This is a genomic window from Thiomonas sp. FB-Cd, from assembly GCF_000733775.1.
Classification (GTDB): Bacteria; Pseudomonadota; Gammaproteobacteria; order Burkholderiales; family Burkholderiaceae_C; genus Thiomonas_A.
Genome location: NZ_JPOE01000002.1, coordinates 1,993,248 through 2,010,226 on the forward strand (window position 1 = coordinate 1,993,248; position 16,979 = coordinate 2,010,226).

The 16,979-nt window shown below is 65.7% G+C and carries 9 protein-coding genes; 3 read left to right on the forward strand and 6 right to left on the reverse strand.

The window, feature by feature from the left end; genetic code table 11:
* Positions 1–21: 21 nt before the first annotated feature.
* The gene (locus tag CD04_RS0109695; RefSeq protein WP_031406286.1) at positions 22–903 is read right to left on the reverse strand and encodes a transglycosylase SLT domain-containing protein; all 882 of its coding nucleotides are present in this window, start codon (positions 901–903) and stop codon (positions 22–24) included.
* Between the two features lie 285 nt (positions 904–1,188).
* On the opposite strand from CD04_RS0109695, the gene ubiD reads away from it, so the two are divergent.
* The 3 genes from ubiD to msrA all read left to right on the forward strand — a co-directional run bounded on the left by ubiD (position 1,189) and on the right by msrA (position 8,179).
* Positions 1,189–2,724, forward strand: coding sequence for a 4-hydroxy-3-polyprenylbenzoate decarboxylase (gene ubiD / locus CD04_RS0109700; protein ID WP_031406287.1), 1,536 nt, complete (start codon positions 1,189–1,191; stop codon positions 2,722–2,724).
* Positions 2,725–2,766: 42 nt separating this feature from the next.
* Positions 2,767–6,810 (forward strand): DUF748 domain-containing protein, encoded by a 4,044-nt coding sequence (locus tag CD04_RS21660; protein ID WP_038167678.1) that lies wholly within the window; start codon positions 2,767–2,769, stop codon positions 6,808–6,810.
* Positions 6,811–7,594: 784 nt separating this feature from the next.
* Positions 7,595–8,179 (forward strand): peptide-methionine (S)-S-oxide reductase MsrA, encoded by a 585-nt coding sequence (msrA, locus tag CD04_RS0109715; protein WP_051849069.1) that lies wholly within the window; start codon positions 7,595–7,597, stop codon positions 8,177–8,179.
* Between the two features lie 93 nt (positions 8,180–8,272).
* On the opposite strand, the gene CD04_RS0109720 is transcribed toward msrA, so the two are convergent.
* The 5 genes from CD04_RS0109720 to CD04_RS0109740 all read right to left on the reverse strand — a co-directional run bounded on the left by CD04_RS0109720 (position 8,273) and on the right by CD04_RS0109740 (position 16,783).
* Entirely contained in the window at positions 8,273–8,872 is a 600-nt protein-coding gene (locus CD04_RS0109720; protein ID WP_031406291.1) for a thioredoxin fold domain-containing protein, read from the reverse strand.
* A gap of 50 nt (positions 8,873–8,922) precedes the next feature.
* Positions 8,923–9,561: a pyridoxamine 5'-phosphate oxidase gene (pdxH, locus tag CD04_RS0109725; RefSeq protein WP_031406293.1), complete on the reverse strand. Its 639-nt coding sequence runs from the start codon at positions 9,559–9,561 to the stop codon at positions 8,923–8,925.
* 74 nt (positions 9,562–9,635) lie between these two features.
* Positions 9,636–10,265, reverse strand: a complete 630-nt coding sequence (locus CD04_RS0109730; protein ID WP_231480521.1) for a gamma-glutamylcyclotransferase — start codon at positions 10,263–10,265, stop codon at positions 9,636–9,638.
* Between the two features lie 151 nt (positions 10,266–10,416).
* A complete protein-coding gene (locus CD04_RS0109735) occupies positions 10,417–11,904 on the reverse strand; it encodes a glutamate synthase subunit beta (protein WP_031406296.1) in 1,488 nt (495 codons plus the stop codon).
* A gap of 139 nt (positions 11,905–12,043) precedes the next feature.
* Positions 12,044–16,783 (reverse strand): glutamate synthase-related protein, encoded by a 4,740-nt coding sequence (locus CD04_RS0109740; RefSeq protein ID WP_031406298.1) that lies wholly within the window; start codon positions 16,781–16,783, stop codon positions 12,044–12,046.
* Between the last annotated feature and the right edge of the window lie 196 nt (positions 16,784–16,979).

Consider the following 16,979-nt stretch of genomic DNA (forward strand, 5'->3'; position numbering starts at 1 on the left):
TGCCTTAAAAAGGCTGGGCGATCAAACGCTGTGCTTGATCGCCTGGGGGGCTTCAGGCTGGCTGCTGGCGGTTTGCTCGGCCTTCGCTGCCGGCGGTTGAGGCTTGGCCGCAGGGGCCGCAGCTGTCACGGCTGCATCCGCCGGAACCTTGACACCGGCCACGACGTGCTGAAGGCGGGCCTGCTCAGCGAGCACCTTGGCGGCGTACCCGCCTTCGGTGGCGTTCGACGTGGCGCCCACATACATCCGCAAACCGGCTTGCAGCGATCCGCCGCGGGCAATGGCGTCTTTGAGCACCACCGCCCCCACCTTCACGTTGGCCATGGGGTCGATGCTGGCGCGCGGGCCTCCGTAGGGCGCGAACTTGTCCCGGTGCACGCTTGCCATGACCTGCATTAGCCCAGTGGCCCCGACAGGACTTTGCGCATAGGGGTTGAAGGACGACTCCACGGCCATGACGGCCAGAATCAATGTGGGATCGAGATGCTCCTGCTTGCCCACCTGCCATGCGCGACTCACCAGTTCTTGCATGGCCAGGGGCGCAATGCTGTAGCGGTGCGACAGCCAGTTGGCCACGACCATCTGCGCACGCGTCAACTGCGGGCCGGGCGGGGCTGCCGCGGGCTGCGGCGCGGTCTGCGCGGTCTGCGCGGTCTGCAAAGTGGCCGAGGCCTGCTGGCCCAGGGCCTGAAGCTCCTCCACCGCGGCCTTGCGTGCCGCCACCCACTGCGTGACGCCCTTTTCAAGCGACACCACCGTTTGCGGGTGCATATACAGGTAGGCCCCTGCGGCAACAACGAAAAAACCCACCATCATCAGTGTGTGGTGGGTCCACTCCAGGACTTCGGCGCCAACGGTGCGCCAGCTCAATGGCTGGGGTTGGGCCTGCGAGGCATTCGACATACGGTTCTCCTGTGTCAAAAAGCGCCTGCACTGCGCGCTGCGCAACGAAGCGCAGCGGGTAGGCACGGAGCCGGGCACAGATCCGAAATGGGCTCGGGATTCGAGCCTCGCGCCTAAGATGCGTTGCATCGGGGCCGGCTTGTCTCGGGCCGGAGGCTGTTTCGGGGCGATTTGTTGGCACGCCGCACTGTGCTGGCGGTCTGTCGTGCTCAAGCAGGATGGATTTTAGGGTTTGCTTATATCCTGTCAATCTATACGGTCAATCAAAACCAAACTTTTAGATCTATGCAATATCAAGATCTCCGGGATTTCATGGGGTCCTTGCAAGCCCAGGGTGAACTGATCGAGGTGCATGACAGCGTCTCGCCCCGTCTGGAAATGACCGCCGTGTGCGACGCGATGCTGCAGCGCGCGGGCCCCGCTCTGCTCTTTCGCAAGCCTTCGGGCTATGCCATGCCGGTGCTCGGGAATTTGTTCGGCACCCCCAAACGGGTGGCCCTGGGCATGGGCGCCAGCGACGTGAGCGAATTGCGCCGCATCGGCCAGGTGCTGGCGCGCCTGAAACAGCCGGAGCCGCCCAAAGGCCTCAAGGATGCGGGCGAGTTGCTGCACCTGGTGCGCGCCGTATGGGACATGCGCCCCGCGGAAGTGCGCAAACCGCCCTGCCAACACATCGTGCGCGAAGGCAGCGACGTGGACCTGAACACGCTTCCCTTGCAAACCTGCTGGCCGGGGGACGCGGCGCCTTTGCTCACATGGGGTCTGGTGGTCACACGCGGGCCGCTCAAGCCGCGGCAGAACCTGGGCATCTACCGCCAACAGCGCATCGGCCGCAACCAGCTGATCATGCGCTGGCTGGCGCACCGCGGAGGCGCGCTGGACTTTCGTGAGCATGCCGCCACGCACCCCGGCCAGCCCTTCCCGATCGCCGTGGCCTTGGGCGCGGATCCGGCCACGATCCTTGGCGCAGTCACGCCGGTGCCTGACAGCTTGTCCGAATACCAGTTCGCGGGACTTTTGCGTGGCGGGCGCACGGAGCTTGCCCGCTGTGTTGGCCTGGATCTGCAGGTGCCGGCTCGCGCGGAAATCGTGCTCGAGGGTCATATCCAGCCGGCTTCCCCGGGGTTTGCGGGCGAAAGCGAAACCGGGGTGCATCTCAAGGAGATCGGCGGCTATCTGCATGCGCTGGAGGGCCCCTTCGGCGACCACACGGGCTACTACAACGAGCAAGACTGGTTTCCGGTCTTCGAGGTGCAGCGCATCACGCAGCGCGAAGACGCCATCTACCACTCCACCTACACGGGCAAGCCGCCGGATGAGCCGGCAGTGCTGGGCGTGGCCCTCAATGAGGTGTTCGTGCCGCTGCTGCAGCAGCAGTTTCCCGAAATCACCGATTTTTATCTGCCGCCAGAGGGCTGCTCATACCGCCTGGCTGTGGTGTCCATGCGCAAGCAATATGCCGGCCATGCCAAGCGCGTGATGTTCGGCGTGTGGAGTTTCCTGCGCCAGTTCATGTACACCAAGTTCATCATCGTGACGGACGACGACGTGGACATCCGCAACTGGCGCGACGTCATCTGGGCTGTCACGACGCGCATGGATCCGGTGCGCGACACGCTGCTGATCGACCACACGCCGATCGATTACCTGGACTTCGCCTCGCCCGAGTCGGGCCTCGGAGGCAAGATGGGGCTGGACGCCACCCACAAATGGCCAGGAGAAACGCACCGCGAATGGGGTCGCGTGATCGTGCCCGACGCGCAGGCAGCGCAGCGCGCGCAAGCCCTGGTGGACAGGCTGCTGGAAGGCACACCCACTTGATTTTGCTTGTTCGGGGCCTGGCCGAGGCGGATAATGCTTGGTATGCCCCACACTGCCTCCCTTTGGCTGCGACGCCTGGCTTGGGTTTTGCTGGGTTTGCTGCTGTTGCTCGTGCTGGTGTTCGCCACCACACCGTGGAGCGTGCCTGCGCTGCTGCGGGACAAGGCGCCGCAGTGGATTGCGCAAAGCCTGGGCCGCCAGGCCCGCATCGGGCCGGTGGCCTTCAACCCGCTGAAGCTGCGCCTGCAGGTGGACGACCTGCGCGTGCGCAACGCTGCAAACACCGCTGACGCGCTGCGCGTGCAGCGCGCCGATGTGCAATTGAGCTGGCGCACCCTGTGGGGCGGCAAGCCGCAAATCGCCGCGCTGCTTCTCCAGCAGCCGCAGTTGCGCATCGTGCGCGAGCCGTCGGGCGCGATGGACTTCGACGACATCCTGCAACGTCTGGCCCGTCAGCCGGCCACACCGGCGTCGGCCCCCCAGGCCTTTGCGGTGCGGGATGCCCGCATCACGGGTGGCAGCGTGGTGTTCGACGACCAGGCCGCGCAGGTGGCAACGCGCCTCACAGGCCTGAACGTGAACCTGCCCGAGCTCTCCACGCTGGCCGGATCCAGCGGGCAGATGCGCGCACAGGCCAGCGCCATGCTTGATGGCGCGCCTCTGCAGCTCACGGTCAGTGGCGCACCCTTTGCGACCACCTCGCCGCTGACCATCGCGGCGCAGTTGCAGGGCCTGCAGCTTGCCGTCTTTGCCCCCTATCAGCCCGCCACCCTGCCCATCCGTCTGGAAGGGGCGATGCTTTCCATACGCCTGCAGGCCCGGGTGGCGCGCGCGCACCCGGACGCCTTGACCATTGCCGGCAGCGCGCAAGTGCAAGATGGCCAGGTGCAGGTCGGCAACGCCAAGCTGGCAGGCTGGAAAAGCCTGGACATTCAGCTCGCAAGCTTGCAACCTCTGGCGCACGTGCTGAACGTGGACGCGGTGCGCATCACGGGACTGTCGGCGCAGCTTGCGCGCACCGCCCAGGGACTGCAGGGATTGAGCACCCACGCCCCCCCACTCCAACCCGCCACGGCGCCGAAGAAGCAGTCCACCTCGGGCCCACAGGACCCGGCAGCCACCACGAAGGTGTCAGTGCCTGCCGCGACCCCGCCGCAGGCGTCGTCCTCGCCAAACTGGACGGTGCATGTGGGTGCGGTCGTGCTGACCGACAGCCACCTTCAATGGCGCGATACAGCGGTTCATCCCGCCGTCGACTGGGCTTTCGCAGCCCCCACATTGAGCGCCGGTCCCCTGTCCTGGCCGCTCACGCAAGCGGTACCCTTCAAAGCCGAGGTCACCGGCCCGCAAGGCCTTCAAGTGCAGGTCCAGGGCGAAGGCGACCTCAAAGGCGCCCAAGGGCAACTGAGCGCCGCTCACCTCGATCCGCAGCTGGCCACGCCCTACGCGGCGCCCGCACTTGGCGCGATACAGTTGCCGCGCGGGCTTCTTGGCGCGCACGCCACGTTCACCTGGCAGGCCGATACCTCAAGCGTGCTGGCCGACGTGAGCGAGGCCCAATGGACGGGCTTCAGCTTTGGCCCTGCGGGAGGCATCAAGGCACGCGACATCACGGTGCGCAACGCAAACCTGCGCTGGGCTTCCCATCCGCAGACCCTGTTGCTCAATGTGGGCCAAGCGCAGGTGAACGCGCTTGCCGCCGGCCGCAACGCCGCACTGCGCGCCAGCCAGCTTGCGGCGAGCAACGCCCGCATCGATCTGCAAGCGCATACCGTGCAGGTCGGCAACGTGCGCCTGCTGCAGCCCCAGGCCAGCATCGCGCGCGACACGAACGGACAGTGGTCCTTCATGCAATGGCTGCCGCCCGATTTGCTACCCAAGGGCAAAACCCGCGCACGCGCGGCCAAGCCCTCGGCGCCGTGGCGCGTGCAGGTGCAGCAGGCACGGCTGCAGGGCGGGCGCTTTTACCTGGCCGACACGATGCCCCGGCAACCCGTGGTCGTCGCCGTCACCCGGCTCGACCTGAGCCTGCATAACGCCACCTGGCCGCAGACCCGCCCCACCGACGTCACCCTGGCCGCGCAAATCAGCGACGAGTTGCAGGCCCCGCTTGTCACGACGCCAGCGCAACCCGCCGCCACCCCCGCCTCGGCCCCCGCGGAGGCCACCTCCGCGCCGGCCAATGCATCCCACGTCAGACCCCCGCTGCCACTCGGCGTGTCCACGGCACCCCTGGAGGCAGGCGCGGACACCGCGGAAGACATCCCGAGCATGGGCACGCTTGCGTTCACAGGGCAGGTCTCGATCAGCCCCTTGCACGTGCGCGGCAAACTCGACGCGCGCGATCTGCCGGCGCAGATCGCCGACAACTACATGCCGCCGCGCGTGAATGCCGAGGTGCTGCGAGCGCCGACCAGCGTGGCCGGCGACATGGATCTGCGCATGGGCCCTCAAGGCCCCAGCCTGCGCTTTGACGGCCAGGCCGGCATCCAGCATTTCGCTGCCGACACCGTGGAGCCGCATGAGCGCCTGTTGGGCTGGAACAGCCTGCTCCTCGACAAACTCCAGATCACGCACGACCCCAGTGTCCACCCCGCCACCGACATCAATATCGGGCAGATCGCGCTGCGCAACTTTTACGCCCGCGTGGTGCTCAGCGCGGATGCCAAGCTCAATCTCACACAGGTCTTCAAGCCGCTGCCCGAGCAAGGCGCATCGGCTGCGGCCCCCGCTGGCGCAGCACCTGCCGTCGTGACGCACACTGCACCGGCGGAACTCAGCCTGTCGGGCGCCGGCGCAGCCGGGCACAATGCGAGCGAATGGGGCTCGGACATTGGTCAGACCACCCAGCAGGCGCGCCCAGCGGCGCCCCTCAACCCGGATCTGGTCGTGAACGTTGGCGGCATCAGCCTGTCAAGCGGACGGGTGGACTACACCGACCATTTCATCCGCCCGAACTACTCCACAAGCCTGTCTGCCGTGGAAGGGGCCATTGGTCCTTTTGGCACGGCGAACCCCAAGCCGGCCACAGTCGCGTTGCGTGGCATAGCCCAGGACACAGCGCCGGTGACGCTGTCGGGCACGGTCAACCCCTTGGTGAGCCCCCCGCAACTCGACTTGCAGGGCAAGATGACCGATCTGCAACTGGCGCCACTGTCGCCTTACTCGGGGCGCTATGCGGGCTACAACATCAAGCGTGGCCTGCTTTCGATGAACGTGCATTACGCCATCGACCCCGGCGGGCGCCTGAAGGCGGACAACCAGCTCATTCTCAACCAGCTCACCTTCGGCAGCCGGGTGGAAAGCCCCGACGCCACCAAGCTTCCGGTGCTCCTGGCGGTGGACCTGCTGAAAGACCGCAACGGCAACATCGATCTCAACATCCCCATCTCCGGCTCGCTCAATGATCCCGAGTTCAGCCTGGGCTCGGTCATTGCCAAGGCAGTCGTCCATCTCCTGGCGCGCGCGATCACCGCGCCGTTCACCCTGCTTGGCCACCTGCTCGGCGGCGGCGTGTCGGCTGAGCAACTCAGCCACGTGGCTTTCCTGCCAGGGACCGCCACGCTCAAGCCGGCCGATGAACCCAAGCTCGCCGACATTGCCCGTGCGCTCAAGGCCAAGTCCGAGCTCATCCTCACCATCACCGGCGAGGTGGACCCCGCAGCTGAACGCGATGCCTATCGCGAGGCAAAGCTGAATGCCCAGATGGTCAAGTTGTGGAAGCGTGACCTGCCCCGCGCTGAGGCCTACGCAGCCGCAAAAGCGCAGACCGTATCGCAGGCCGACTATGCCCGCGTGCTGGCGGCTGTCTACCGCGCCACCCCGCTGCCTGCCAAGCCACGCGACGTGCTGGGCCTGCCCAAGACCATTCCCGAAGCCGAGATGCAAAAGCTGCTGCTGCAGAACATCCCGGCAGGCGAGGATCGGATGCAAGCACTGGCCATGGATCGTGCCGTGGCCCTGCGCACGGCGCTCGATGCGCTGGGCGTGCCCGGCTCGCGCCAGTTCATCGCCGCGCCCGTCCTCGTGACCAAGCCCGACGCCAGCTGGACACCTCAAGCCAGCCTGTCCCTGACTCTGCCCTGAGGGCCAGGACCCCTGGCCAGCAGCCCATGCGCTGAAGCACGAAAGCGCCCGGCCCAGTGCGCCACCCCTCCCCGGTTTTGCTCCCATACCCAGACAAGGCCCGCCATTTCAAGCAATTGCAAGGCCAGCATGAAGCCGTTTCTGCCATAACCGACTTCGCAACATCGGATTGCTTGACGCGCCTGCACCTGCAGGCCTACATTGACTTCACCGCTGCGGTTCAGCCGCGGTGGTGGCCGGACCGGGTGGAGCCCGGGCCGGAGTCCCCCAGAATCCCTGCATCCATGCGGGGTGTGGCATGTGGCAGCAAACCCATGTGCCTCGCTGAACAAGGCCGCGATGCCACAGTGCACGCGGCCTTCTTTGTTGATTGGGCTTCGCACGGTCGGCTCACGTTACCTCGCTTGCGGCGTTGGCCTGGCTGCCTCGGTCCCTCCGGCCCCTCTGCGTATCGGCTTGCCGGTTCGCCTGGTGCAACCACGCGCCTGCGCCGAACGGGTTCGACGCCTTGGCCATTGGCCATGAAGCGGTTGGGCACCGTCGGCTCGGCGGGCTCGTCCTGGAAGGGCAAAAACATCACAAACGCGCCGCTGCCAGCGCATGCGACGCCACCCCTCGGGCCGCCCCGGGAACGCGTTGCCCGTTGCTCGCCATGGGACGTAAAGCCTTGCCGCAGTGCCAAACCCATGTCGACCCGCTCGTGTTGGCATTGACCGCAAGGCCCCACGGCTGGCCAAAACTGCGGACAATCGCACCTGTTCGCCAGTGCAACCGGAGACTCACGATGCAAGCTCTAAACCCCGCCGCGCCGGCCGCAACGGCCGCCAGCGTGCAGCCCGAGACGATTACTCTCGCGGGAGGCTGTTTCTGGTGTGTCGAGGCGGCATACAACGCGGTCGACGGCGTGCTCGAGGCCACGAGTGGCTACGCCCAGGGTGAGGTGCCGCAACCCACCTACGAGCAGGTATGCGGTGGGCGCACTGGCCATGCCGAAGCCGTGCGTATCCGCTTCGATCCTTCGAGGCTAAGCCTGGACGATGTGCTTGCGATGTTTTTCACCATCCACGACCCCACAACGCCCAACCGTCAAGGCGCCGACGTCGGACCGCAGTACCGTTCCGGCATCTACTTCGAAAACCCCGCGCATCAAGCCACCGTGGGCGCCTACATTGCACGCTTGGCCGCAGGCGGCGCCTATGGCGGAGCCCCCATCACCACGGAGGTCGAGCCGCTTCGCGTGTTCTGGCCGGCCGAGGGATACCACCAGCGCTATTTCGAGCGCCACCCCGATCAGGGCTACTGCCAAGCCGTCATTGCGCCGAAGATGGTCAAGTTGCGACAAGGCTTCGCCGAAAAACTGCGCGCCTGACTCCGCCAACCCGCTGCACGGACATTGCGTGATGGGATGCCGCGCCGGCCCTGCCTGGCACCGCCGGGATTGCGCCATGCGCCCACGGCCTCCTCAACGACACGACTCGATGATGTCCTTCAGCTGCGCATCCGATGGCACCCCGACCAGCAATGCCGCGCGGCCGCTGGCGGTTCGCCACAACAGCACCGGGACCCCGAACAGCTTGTGGGCCCTGTAAATGGCTAGGTTTCGCGCCAGTTCCTCGCGCGCCTTGGGTGTGATCGTGGTGGCCGGCGTGATGCCGCCTCCGGGCTGGCCATTCGCGGCAAAATCGTAGTCGGCTTCATTGGTGTGGAATGCTTGCAGCGGATTCGCCGCCTGCAAGATGGCTGCCGCCTTGGGCAGGCTGCTTGGCGTGAGCATGCCGAGCACAATCCACCGCAACTGCACATCAGCTTTCCCGACGAAGGCCCGAAGCATCCCATAGAGCTGGTGGCAATAGGGACAGTTGGGGTCGAAGAATATGTAGAGCACGCGTGTGCCCCGGCCTTCACCGATCCATGTGGCCTCGTGAATTTGCGACCATACGGCGTCCGCCTGGCCTGTGCTTTGCGCGGCATGCGCCAGCGGCAGCCGCCCCACGAGCGGCAGCAGGGCCAGACTGCGCAGGACATGCCTGCGCATTGACCGGGTGCCCTGGTTGTTTGGCATCGACATCTCCTTTATCGTGTGGAGGCGCTCGCGCTGCGTGGCCCGCGCCATCAGGGTGCCAGGCGCTGCAACTGCCATGCGCCGTCCGAACGCCGCTGGTAAACCAGTCGGTCGTGCAGGCGTGACGGACGACCCTGCCAGAATTCCCAGGCGTCGGGCATCAGACGATAGCCGCCCCAGTGCGGCGGGCGCGGCGGGTTGAGGCCGAATTTCAAGCCGAACTCGGCCGCGCGCTTGATGAGCACGCTGCGCCCTTCAATGGGCTGGCTCTGCTCGGACGCCCAGGCGCCAATGCGCGAGGCCAGCGGCCGGCTTGCAAAATAGGCGTCGGACTCCTCCGCGCTTACCTGCTCCACGCGGCCCTCGATGCGCACGACGCGCTCGAGCTCCACCCAATGAAATTGCAGGGCGGCAAAGGGGTGGGCAGCGAGCTCACGCCCCTTGCGGCTGTGGTAGTTGCTGTACCAGACGATGCCGCGTGCATCAAAGCCCTTGATCAGTACCACACGCGTGGATGGTCGTCCACCCTCGCCCACCGTGGCCACCGTCATCGCATTCGGCTCCGGCACCTGCGCCTGCACGGCTTCGTGCATCCAGCGTTCAAACAACGCCATCGGGTCTGCCTGCGCGTGCGCCTCGTCCAGCTCGGCGCGCGTGTAGTCTTTGCGTAAATGGGCCAGTGTGTGCATGGGACGAGTATAGAAACTCACACGACGACCGCGTCGGCGCGCCGGGATCGCCTCGACCTCACCGTTCTATCGCGTCAAAGCCCGTGGCGCTTGGCCAGGGCAACGACGCGCTCGACCGCACGATCGCGGATCCCCGCCTGGCGCAGCGCATGCGCGGTGCGCATCACGTACTCGAGCGTGGTGCCGAAGCGTCCCCGGCGGTGGCGAAGGATGTGCAGCAAGTGGGCCTCGTCCAGTGAGCCCGTGTAGCTCGGGCTGGTGCGCGGCAGCGTGAACGCCAGCGCCTGCACCACGCCGTGCGGGGTGTGGCAGCGCAGCCAGCGCGGCTCGTAGACGGCGCGCGGCATTTCGCGCTTCCACAGCAGCCGCAGTTCATGCTCAGCCTGCGGGCGCGGCACGCGCAGCACGATGCCCTGGCAGGATCCCCCGCCCATCAGCGCGAACACCAGACCGGGTTCGTGTTCGGTACCCCGGTTGATGCGCGACCACATGCACAGGCAGCGTTTGTGGCCCCACACCCGCGCGGGCAAGACCTCGCTGTGGGCAATCTCCGGATTCCACAGCAGCGAGCCATAGCCAAACACCCAAAGGTCACCGGCAGGCATGCTCGCCAGAATGGCCTCGAGCATGGCCTGTGGATCCCGGCCGGGAAATTGCGGCAGCCCCGGATGTTCGCCAGCCATGGATGCGTCGCACTCGCTCATGGACGAAGCCTGCTCAGCCTTCGATCATGCGGTGCGTGACCGACGATGGCCTAAACCGGCCACGGGGTTCCAACATGGATGCGACCGGGCCTGAATCGGCGCTCATCTCGATCGCCCCAGCGCCCTCACGCACGACTCGGCTTGTTGCCCCTCACCGCGGCAACTCCGAGTGCCCCATCAGGAACTGGTCGATCGCGCGCGCCGCCTGGCGGCCCTCGCGGATGGCCCATACCACCAGGCTCTGACCACGCCGCATGTCGCCGGCAGCAAACACCCTGGCCACGTTGGTGGCGTACCCGCCATCGTCTTCAGTGATCGCCTTGGCGTTGCCCCGTGCATCGCGCTCCACGCCGAAGGCATCGAGCACGGGAGCCAGGGGATGCACGAAACCCATGGCCAGCAACACCAGGTCGGCCTGCATCGTGAACTCGCTGCCCGGAACCTCCTGCATGCGACCGTCCTTCCACTCGACGCGGCAGGCCTGAATCGCTTTGACCTTGTTTTTGTCTTTCCCGGCGCCGGGCAAAAATGCCTTCGTTGCCACCGACCAGTCGCGCCCGCAACCCTCTTCGTGGCTGCTGGAGGTGCGCAGCTTGATCGGCCAGTAGGGCCACACCAGAGGCTTGTTCTCGGTTTCCGGCGGCTGGGGCAGCAGTTCGAACTGCGCCACGCTGGCCGCGCCGTGGCGGTTGCTGGTGCCCACGCAATCGGACCCCGTATCGCCGCCGCCAATCACCACGACCTGCTTGCCGGCCGCCGAGATCTGGCCCTTGAGCTTGTCGCCGGCGTTGATCTTGTTCTGCTGTGGCAGGAATTCCATGGCGAAATGGATGCCTTCGAGTTCGCGCCCGGGCACCGGCAGGTCCCGCGGATGCTCCGACCCCCCAGCGAGCAGCACGGCGTCAAACTCCGCCAGCAGCGCCTCCGGGCTCCGGTGCTCGCGGGCCCAGTTGGCGACCGTCGCACCAGGGCCGTCCTTGGGCATGTCCCCCACCAGAACGCCGGGTGCAAAGCGCACACCCTCAGCCTGCATCTGCTCGATGCGGCGGTCGATGTGGTGCTTTTCCATCTTGAAGTCGGGGATGCCGTAGCGCAGCAAGCCGCCGATGCGGTCGTTCTTCTCGAACACCGTCACGTCATGCCCGGCACGCGCAAGCTGCTGCGCGGCCGCCAGGCCCGCAGGACCTGAGCCGACCACGGCGACGCGCTTGCCCGTCTTGTGCGCAGGCGGCTGCGGCGCCACCCAGCCCATCTCCCAGCCCTTGTCGATGATGGCGTGCTCGATGGACTTGATGCCCACCGGCGCCTCGTTGATGCCCAGTGTGCAAGCCGCCTCGCAGGGCGCGGGGCAGATGCGCCCGGTGAATTCGGGAAAGTTATTGGTGGAGTGCAGCACTTCGAGCGCATGCTTCCAGTCACCCTGCCACACCAGATCGTTGAAGTCGGGGATGATGTTGTTGACCGGGCAGCCGTTGTTGCAAAACGGAATACCGCAGTCCATGCAGCGCGCCGCCTGCACCTTGGCCTTGTCGTCCGACAGCTCGTGGACAAACTCCTTCCAGTGCTTGAGGCGTGCGACAGGCGGCTCGTAGCTTTCTTCCTGGCGTTCGAATTCCATGAATCCGGTGACTTTTCCCATGGTCCTTCCTTGGTCTGCGATGCCCGGTATGTGCGGGCTTATCGTCTCAATCCTGATTGGCAGTCATTGCACCGTGCATCCGAAGCGGCCGAAGCCGCGCAGGCGCGGGCCAGCCCTCGGGTGCGCACGGCATCGTTCGTCATTTCGCCGGCACGCTGGCGTTGGCTGCGGGAGCCTTGGCCTTGGTGGTTGCGGCTTGCGCCTCGCGCTTGGCGGCCATCTCGCCCAACGCCCGCTTGTACTCATACGGAAATACCTTGACGAACCGTGTGCGCGCAAGCTCCCAGTTGTCGAGCAGTTCGCGCGCACGCAGGCTCCCCGTCCAGCGATGGTGGTCTTGCAGCATCCTGCGCAGCTGCTCTTCATCGGTCTGGTCCCGATGCCACAGGCCCTGGGCCATCTGCACCTTCTGCTCGGCAGCCGGCTGGACCTTCTCGAGCGCGACCATCGCCGTGTTGCAGCGACGCGCAAACTGGCCGTCGACGTCGTACACGTAGGCCATGCCGCCGCTCATGCCGGCGGCGAAGTTGCGTCCGGTCTCACCAAGCACAACCACGGTGCCGCCCGTCATGTACTCGCAGCCGTGGTCACCCGTGCCCTCCACCACTGCCGTGGCGCCCGAATTGCGCACGGCGAAACGCTCGCCGGCCACGCCGCGGAAGAAGGCCTCGCCGGCGATCGCTCCGTACAGCACGGTGTTGCCGACGATGATGTTGGACTGCGCTTCACCACGGAACTCGATGGTGGGCCGCACCACGATCCGTCCTCCGGACAGGCCCTTGCCGGTGTAGTCGTTCGCATCCCCGATGAGATACAGGGTGATGCCGTGCGCGAGGAAGGCACCAAAACTCTGCCCACCGGTGCCTTCCATCTGGATGTGCATCGTGTCGTCGGGCAGACCCTCATGGCCGTAGCGCCTTGCCACTTCGCCCGAAAGCATGGCGCCGACCGTGCGGTTGACGTTGCGCACGTTTTGAATGAACTGCACCTTCTCGCCACGCTCCAGGGCCGGGCGGGCGCGTTCGATGAGCACATGATCCAGCGCCTTGGTCAGGCCATGATCCTGCTCCTCAACCTGCCGACGCGGCACGTCCGCGGGCGTCTCGGGCAGGTGGAACACGCGCGAGAAGTCCAGACCACGCGCCTTCCAGTGCGTGATGCCTGGGCGCGTGTCGAGCAGATCCGCGCGTCCGATCAGGTCCTCGAACTTGCGCACGCCCAGCTGCGCCATGATCGAGCGCACCTCCTCGGCAACGAAGAAGAAGTAGTTCACCACATGCTCGGGTTTGCCCGAGAACTTCTTGCGCAGCGCGGGATCCTGTGTGGCCACGCCCACCGGACAGGTGTTGAGATGGCACTTGCGCATCATGATGCAGCCCTCGACCACGAGCGGCGCCGTGGCGAAGCCGAACTCGTCGGCCCCCAAGAGCGCGCCGACCACCACATCGCGCCCGGTCTTGATCTGGCCATCGACCTGCACCCGGATGCGGCTGCGCAAGCGGTTGAGCACCAGCGTCTGCTGGGTTTCGGCCAGGCCGATTTCCCAGGGTGAGCCCGCATGCTTGATCGACGACAGGGGCGAGGCACCCGTGCCGCCGTCGTGCCCGGCGATCACCACGTGATCGGCCTTGGCCTTGGCCACACCGGTCGCCACGGTGCCCACCCCCGATTCGGACACCAGCTTGACGCTGATGGAGGCGCGCGCATTGGCATTCTTCAGATCGTGAATGAGCTGCGCGAGATCTTCAATCGAATAGATGTCGTGGTGCGGCGGCGGGGAGATCAAACCCACACCCGGCACCGAGTAGCGCAGCATGCCGATGTACTCGGACACCTTGCCGCCAGGCAACTGTCCGCCTTCTCCGGGCTTCGCCCCTTGCGCCATCTTGATCTGGATCTGATCGGCCGAGGCCAGGTATTCGGCGGTGACGCCGAAACGCCCGGAAGCCACCTGCTTGATCTTCGAGCGCAGCGAGTCGCCCGCCTTGAGCGCGATGTCACTGACGACGCGCTCCGCACCCAGCACGCTGCCCAGGGTGTCCCCATCCTTGATGCCCGTGGAGCCGGAGCGCATCTCGGGGCGGTAGCGCAACGGATCCTCGCCGCCCTCGCCGGTGTTGCTCTTGCCACCGATGCGGTTCATGGCCACGGCCAGCGTGGCATGGGCCTCGGTGGAAATGGAGCCCAGCGACATGGCGCCGGTGGCGAAACGTTTGACGATCTCGGCGGCCGACTCGACCTCATCGATGGCAATGGCCTTGCTCGGGTCGAGCTTGAACTCGAACAACCCGCGCAGGGTCATGTGGCGGCGCGACTGGTCATTGATGATCTGCGCGTATTCCTTATAGGTGTTGAAGTTGTTCGCACGCGTGGAGTGCTGAAGCTTGGCAATGGCATCGGGCGTCCACATGTGCTCCTCGCCCCGCGTGCGCCATGCGTACTCGCCGCCTGCGTCGAGCATCGTGGCCAGCACCGGGTTGTCGCCAAACGCGTCGCGGTGCATGCGCAGCGTCTCCTGTGCCACTTCGAACACGCCAATGCCGCCAACCTGGCTCACCGTGCCGGTGAAGTACTTGTCCACCAGGTCGCGCGACAGGCCCACGGCTTCGAAGATCTGCGCGCCGCAATAGCTCATGTAGGTGGAAATCCCCATCTTGGACATGACCTTCTGCATGCCCTTGCCAATGGCCTTGACATAGTTCTGGATGGCCTTGTCCACACCCAGATCACCTGGCAGCTCACGCGCCATCTCCGCAATGGTGTCGAGGGCCAGATAGGGGTGCACCGCTTCGGCACCATACCCCGCCAAAACGGCAAAGTGGTGGGTCTCGCGCGCACTGCCCGTTTCCACCACCAGGCCGGTCTGCGTGCGCAGGCCCAGCGCAATGAGGTGCTGGTGCACGGCGCTCATGGCCAGCAGGGCCGGAATGGCCACCCGATCGGCGCTCACGAACCGGTCGGTGACGATCAGGATGTTGTGCCCGCTCTTGAGTGCGTCGACCGCCTCGGCGCAAATCGAAGCCAGTCGCGCCTCGATGCCCTCGTGGCCCCAGGCCACGGGGTAGCAGATGTCGATTTCGTAGCTGCGGAACTTGCCGCCCGTGTGCTGCGCAATCGAGCGCAGGCGCGCCATGTCGTCGTAATCCAGCACCGGCTGGCTGACCTCCAGGCGCATGGGCGGGTTGACCTGGTTGATGTCGAGCAGATTGGGGCGCGGCCCGATAAAGGACACCAGTGACATCACCATGTTCTCGCGAATGGAGTCGATGGGTGGGTTGGTCACTTGGGCGAACAACTGCTTGAAGTAGTTGTACAGCGGCTTGGCGCGGTTGGACAGCACGGCCAGGGCGGCGTCATTGCCCATCGAGCCCACGGCCTCGTCGGCCTTCTCCGCCATCGGCGCCATCAGGAACTTGAGATCCTCCTGCGTGTAGCCGAAGGCCTGCTGGCGGTCCAGCAGCGGCAGCAGGGAGGGCTCGGGGTGGCCGAGGTGCTCAAGATCGTCGATGCGGATGCGCAGGTTCTCGATCCACTGTCCGTACGGACGCGCGGCGGCGAGCTGGTCCTTGATTTCCTTGTCGTCGATGATGCGCCCGGCTTCCATGTCGATGAGGAACATCTTGCCCGGCTGCAAGCGCCATTTCTTCACGATATGGCTCTCGGGAATCGGCAGCACACCCGACTCCGAGGCCATGATCACCAGGTCGTCGTCCGTCACGATGTAGCGCGCCGGGCGCAATCCATTGCGGTCGAGCGTGGCCCCGATCTGGCGCCCATCGGTGAAGGCGATGGCGGCCGGACCGTCCCACGGCTCCATCATCGCCGCGTGGTATTCGTAGAAGGCACGGCGGCGCGCGTCCATCAGCGTGTGCTGCTCCCACGCCTCGGGAATCATCATCATCATCGCGTGCGACAGCGGGTAGCCCGCCATCACCAGCAGCTCCAGGCAGTTGTCGAAACTGGCGGTGTCGCTTTGGCCCGGGTAGATCAGCGGCCAGAGCTTTTTCAGGTCATCGCCCAGCACCGGGGAGCTCACCGCGCCTTCGCGCGCACGCATCCAGTTGTAGTTGCCCTTGACGGTGTTGATCTCGCCGTTGTGCGCCACCATGCGATACGGGTGGGCCAGCGGCCATTCCGGGAACGTGTTCGTGGAAAAACGCTGGTGCACCAGCGCCAGGGCCGACACCACGCGCGGATCCTGCAGATCCTTGTAATACTGCCCGACCTGATCGGCCAGCAGCAGCCCCTTGTACACGACCGTGCGCGCGGAAATCGACGGCACGAAGTACTCCTTGCCGTGGCGCAGGTTCAGGCGCTGGATCGCGTGGCTTGCCACCCGGCGAATGACAAACAGCTTGCGCTCCAGCGCATCGGTGACCATCACGTCCGGCCCCCGCCCAATGAAGATCTGCCGGATCACGGGCTCCTTCTCGCGCACCGTGGGCGACATCGGCATGTCGCGATCCACCGGCACGTCGCGCCAGCCCAGAACCACCTGGCCTTCGGCGCGCACGGCCCGCTCGATTTCCTGTTCGCAGGCCAGGCGCGATGCCTGCTCGCGCGGCAGAAAGATCATGCCCACGCCATATTCGCCAGGCGGCGGCAGTTCCGCGCCCTGAGCGGCCATCTCAGCGCGGTAAAAGGCGTCCGGAATCTGGATGAGCAAACCCGCGCCGTCGCCCATCAGCTTGTCCGCGCCCACCGCTCCGCGGTGATCCAGGTTCTTCAGAATGAGCAGGCCGTTTTGCACGATGTCGTGCGACTTGACGCCCTTGATGTGCGCCACGAACCCCACGCCGCAGGCATCGTGCTCGTTGCTCGGGCAATACAGCCCGTTTTGGGTCAGGGCGGAAATTTCAGAAGAATCGGGCGTGTGCATCGCAGGCTCCGCGCAGAAGAACAGATCAATGCGTCAATTTACTGCATCGCAACACGCGGAGCAAGAAAAATTGTGATACGTGTCCCTCTTTTTAGAGACCGGCAAGGATCTCGGAATTAAAATAGGGACAGTTTAAAATCATGGCCCGTGCGTTCGCGGGTACGCATGCGCCTGCCCGCATCCGCTTGGGCCAGGG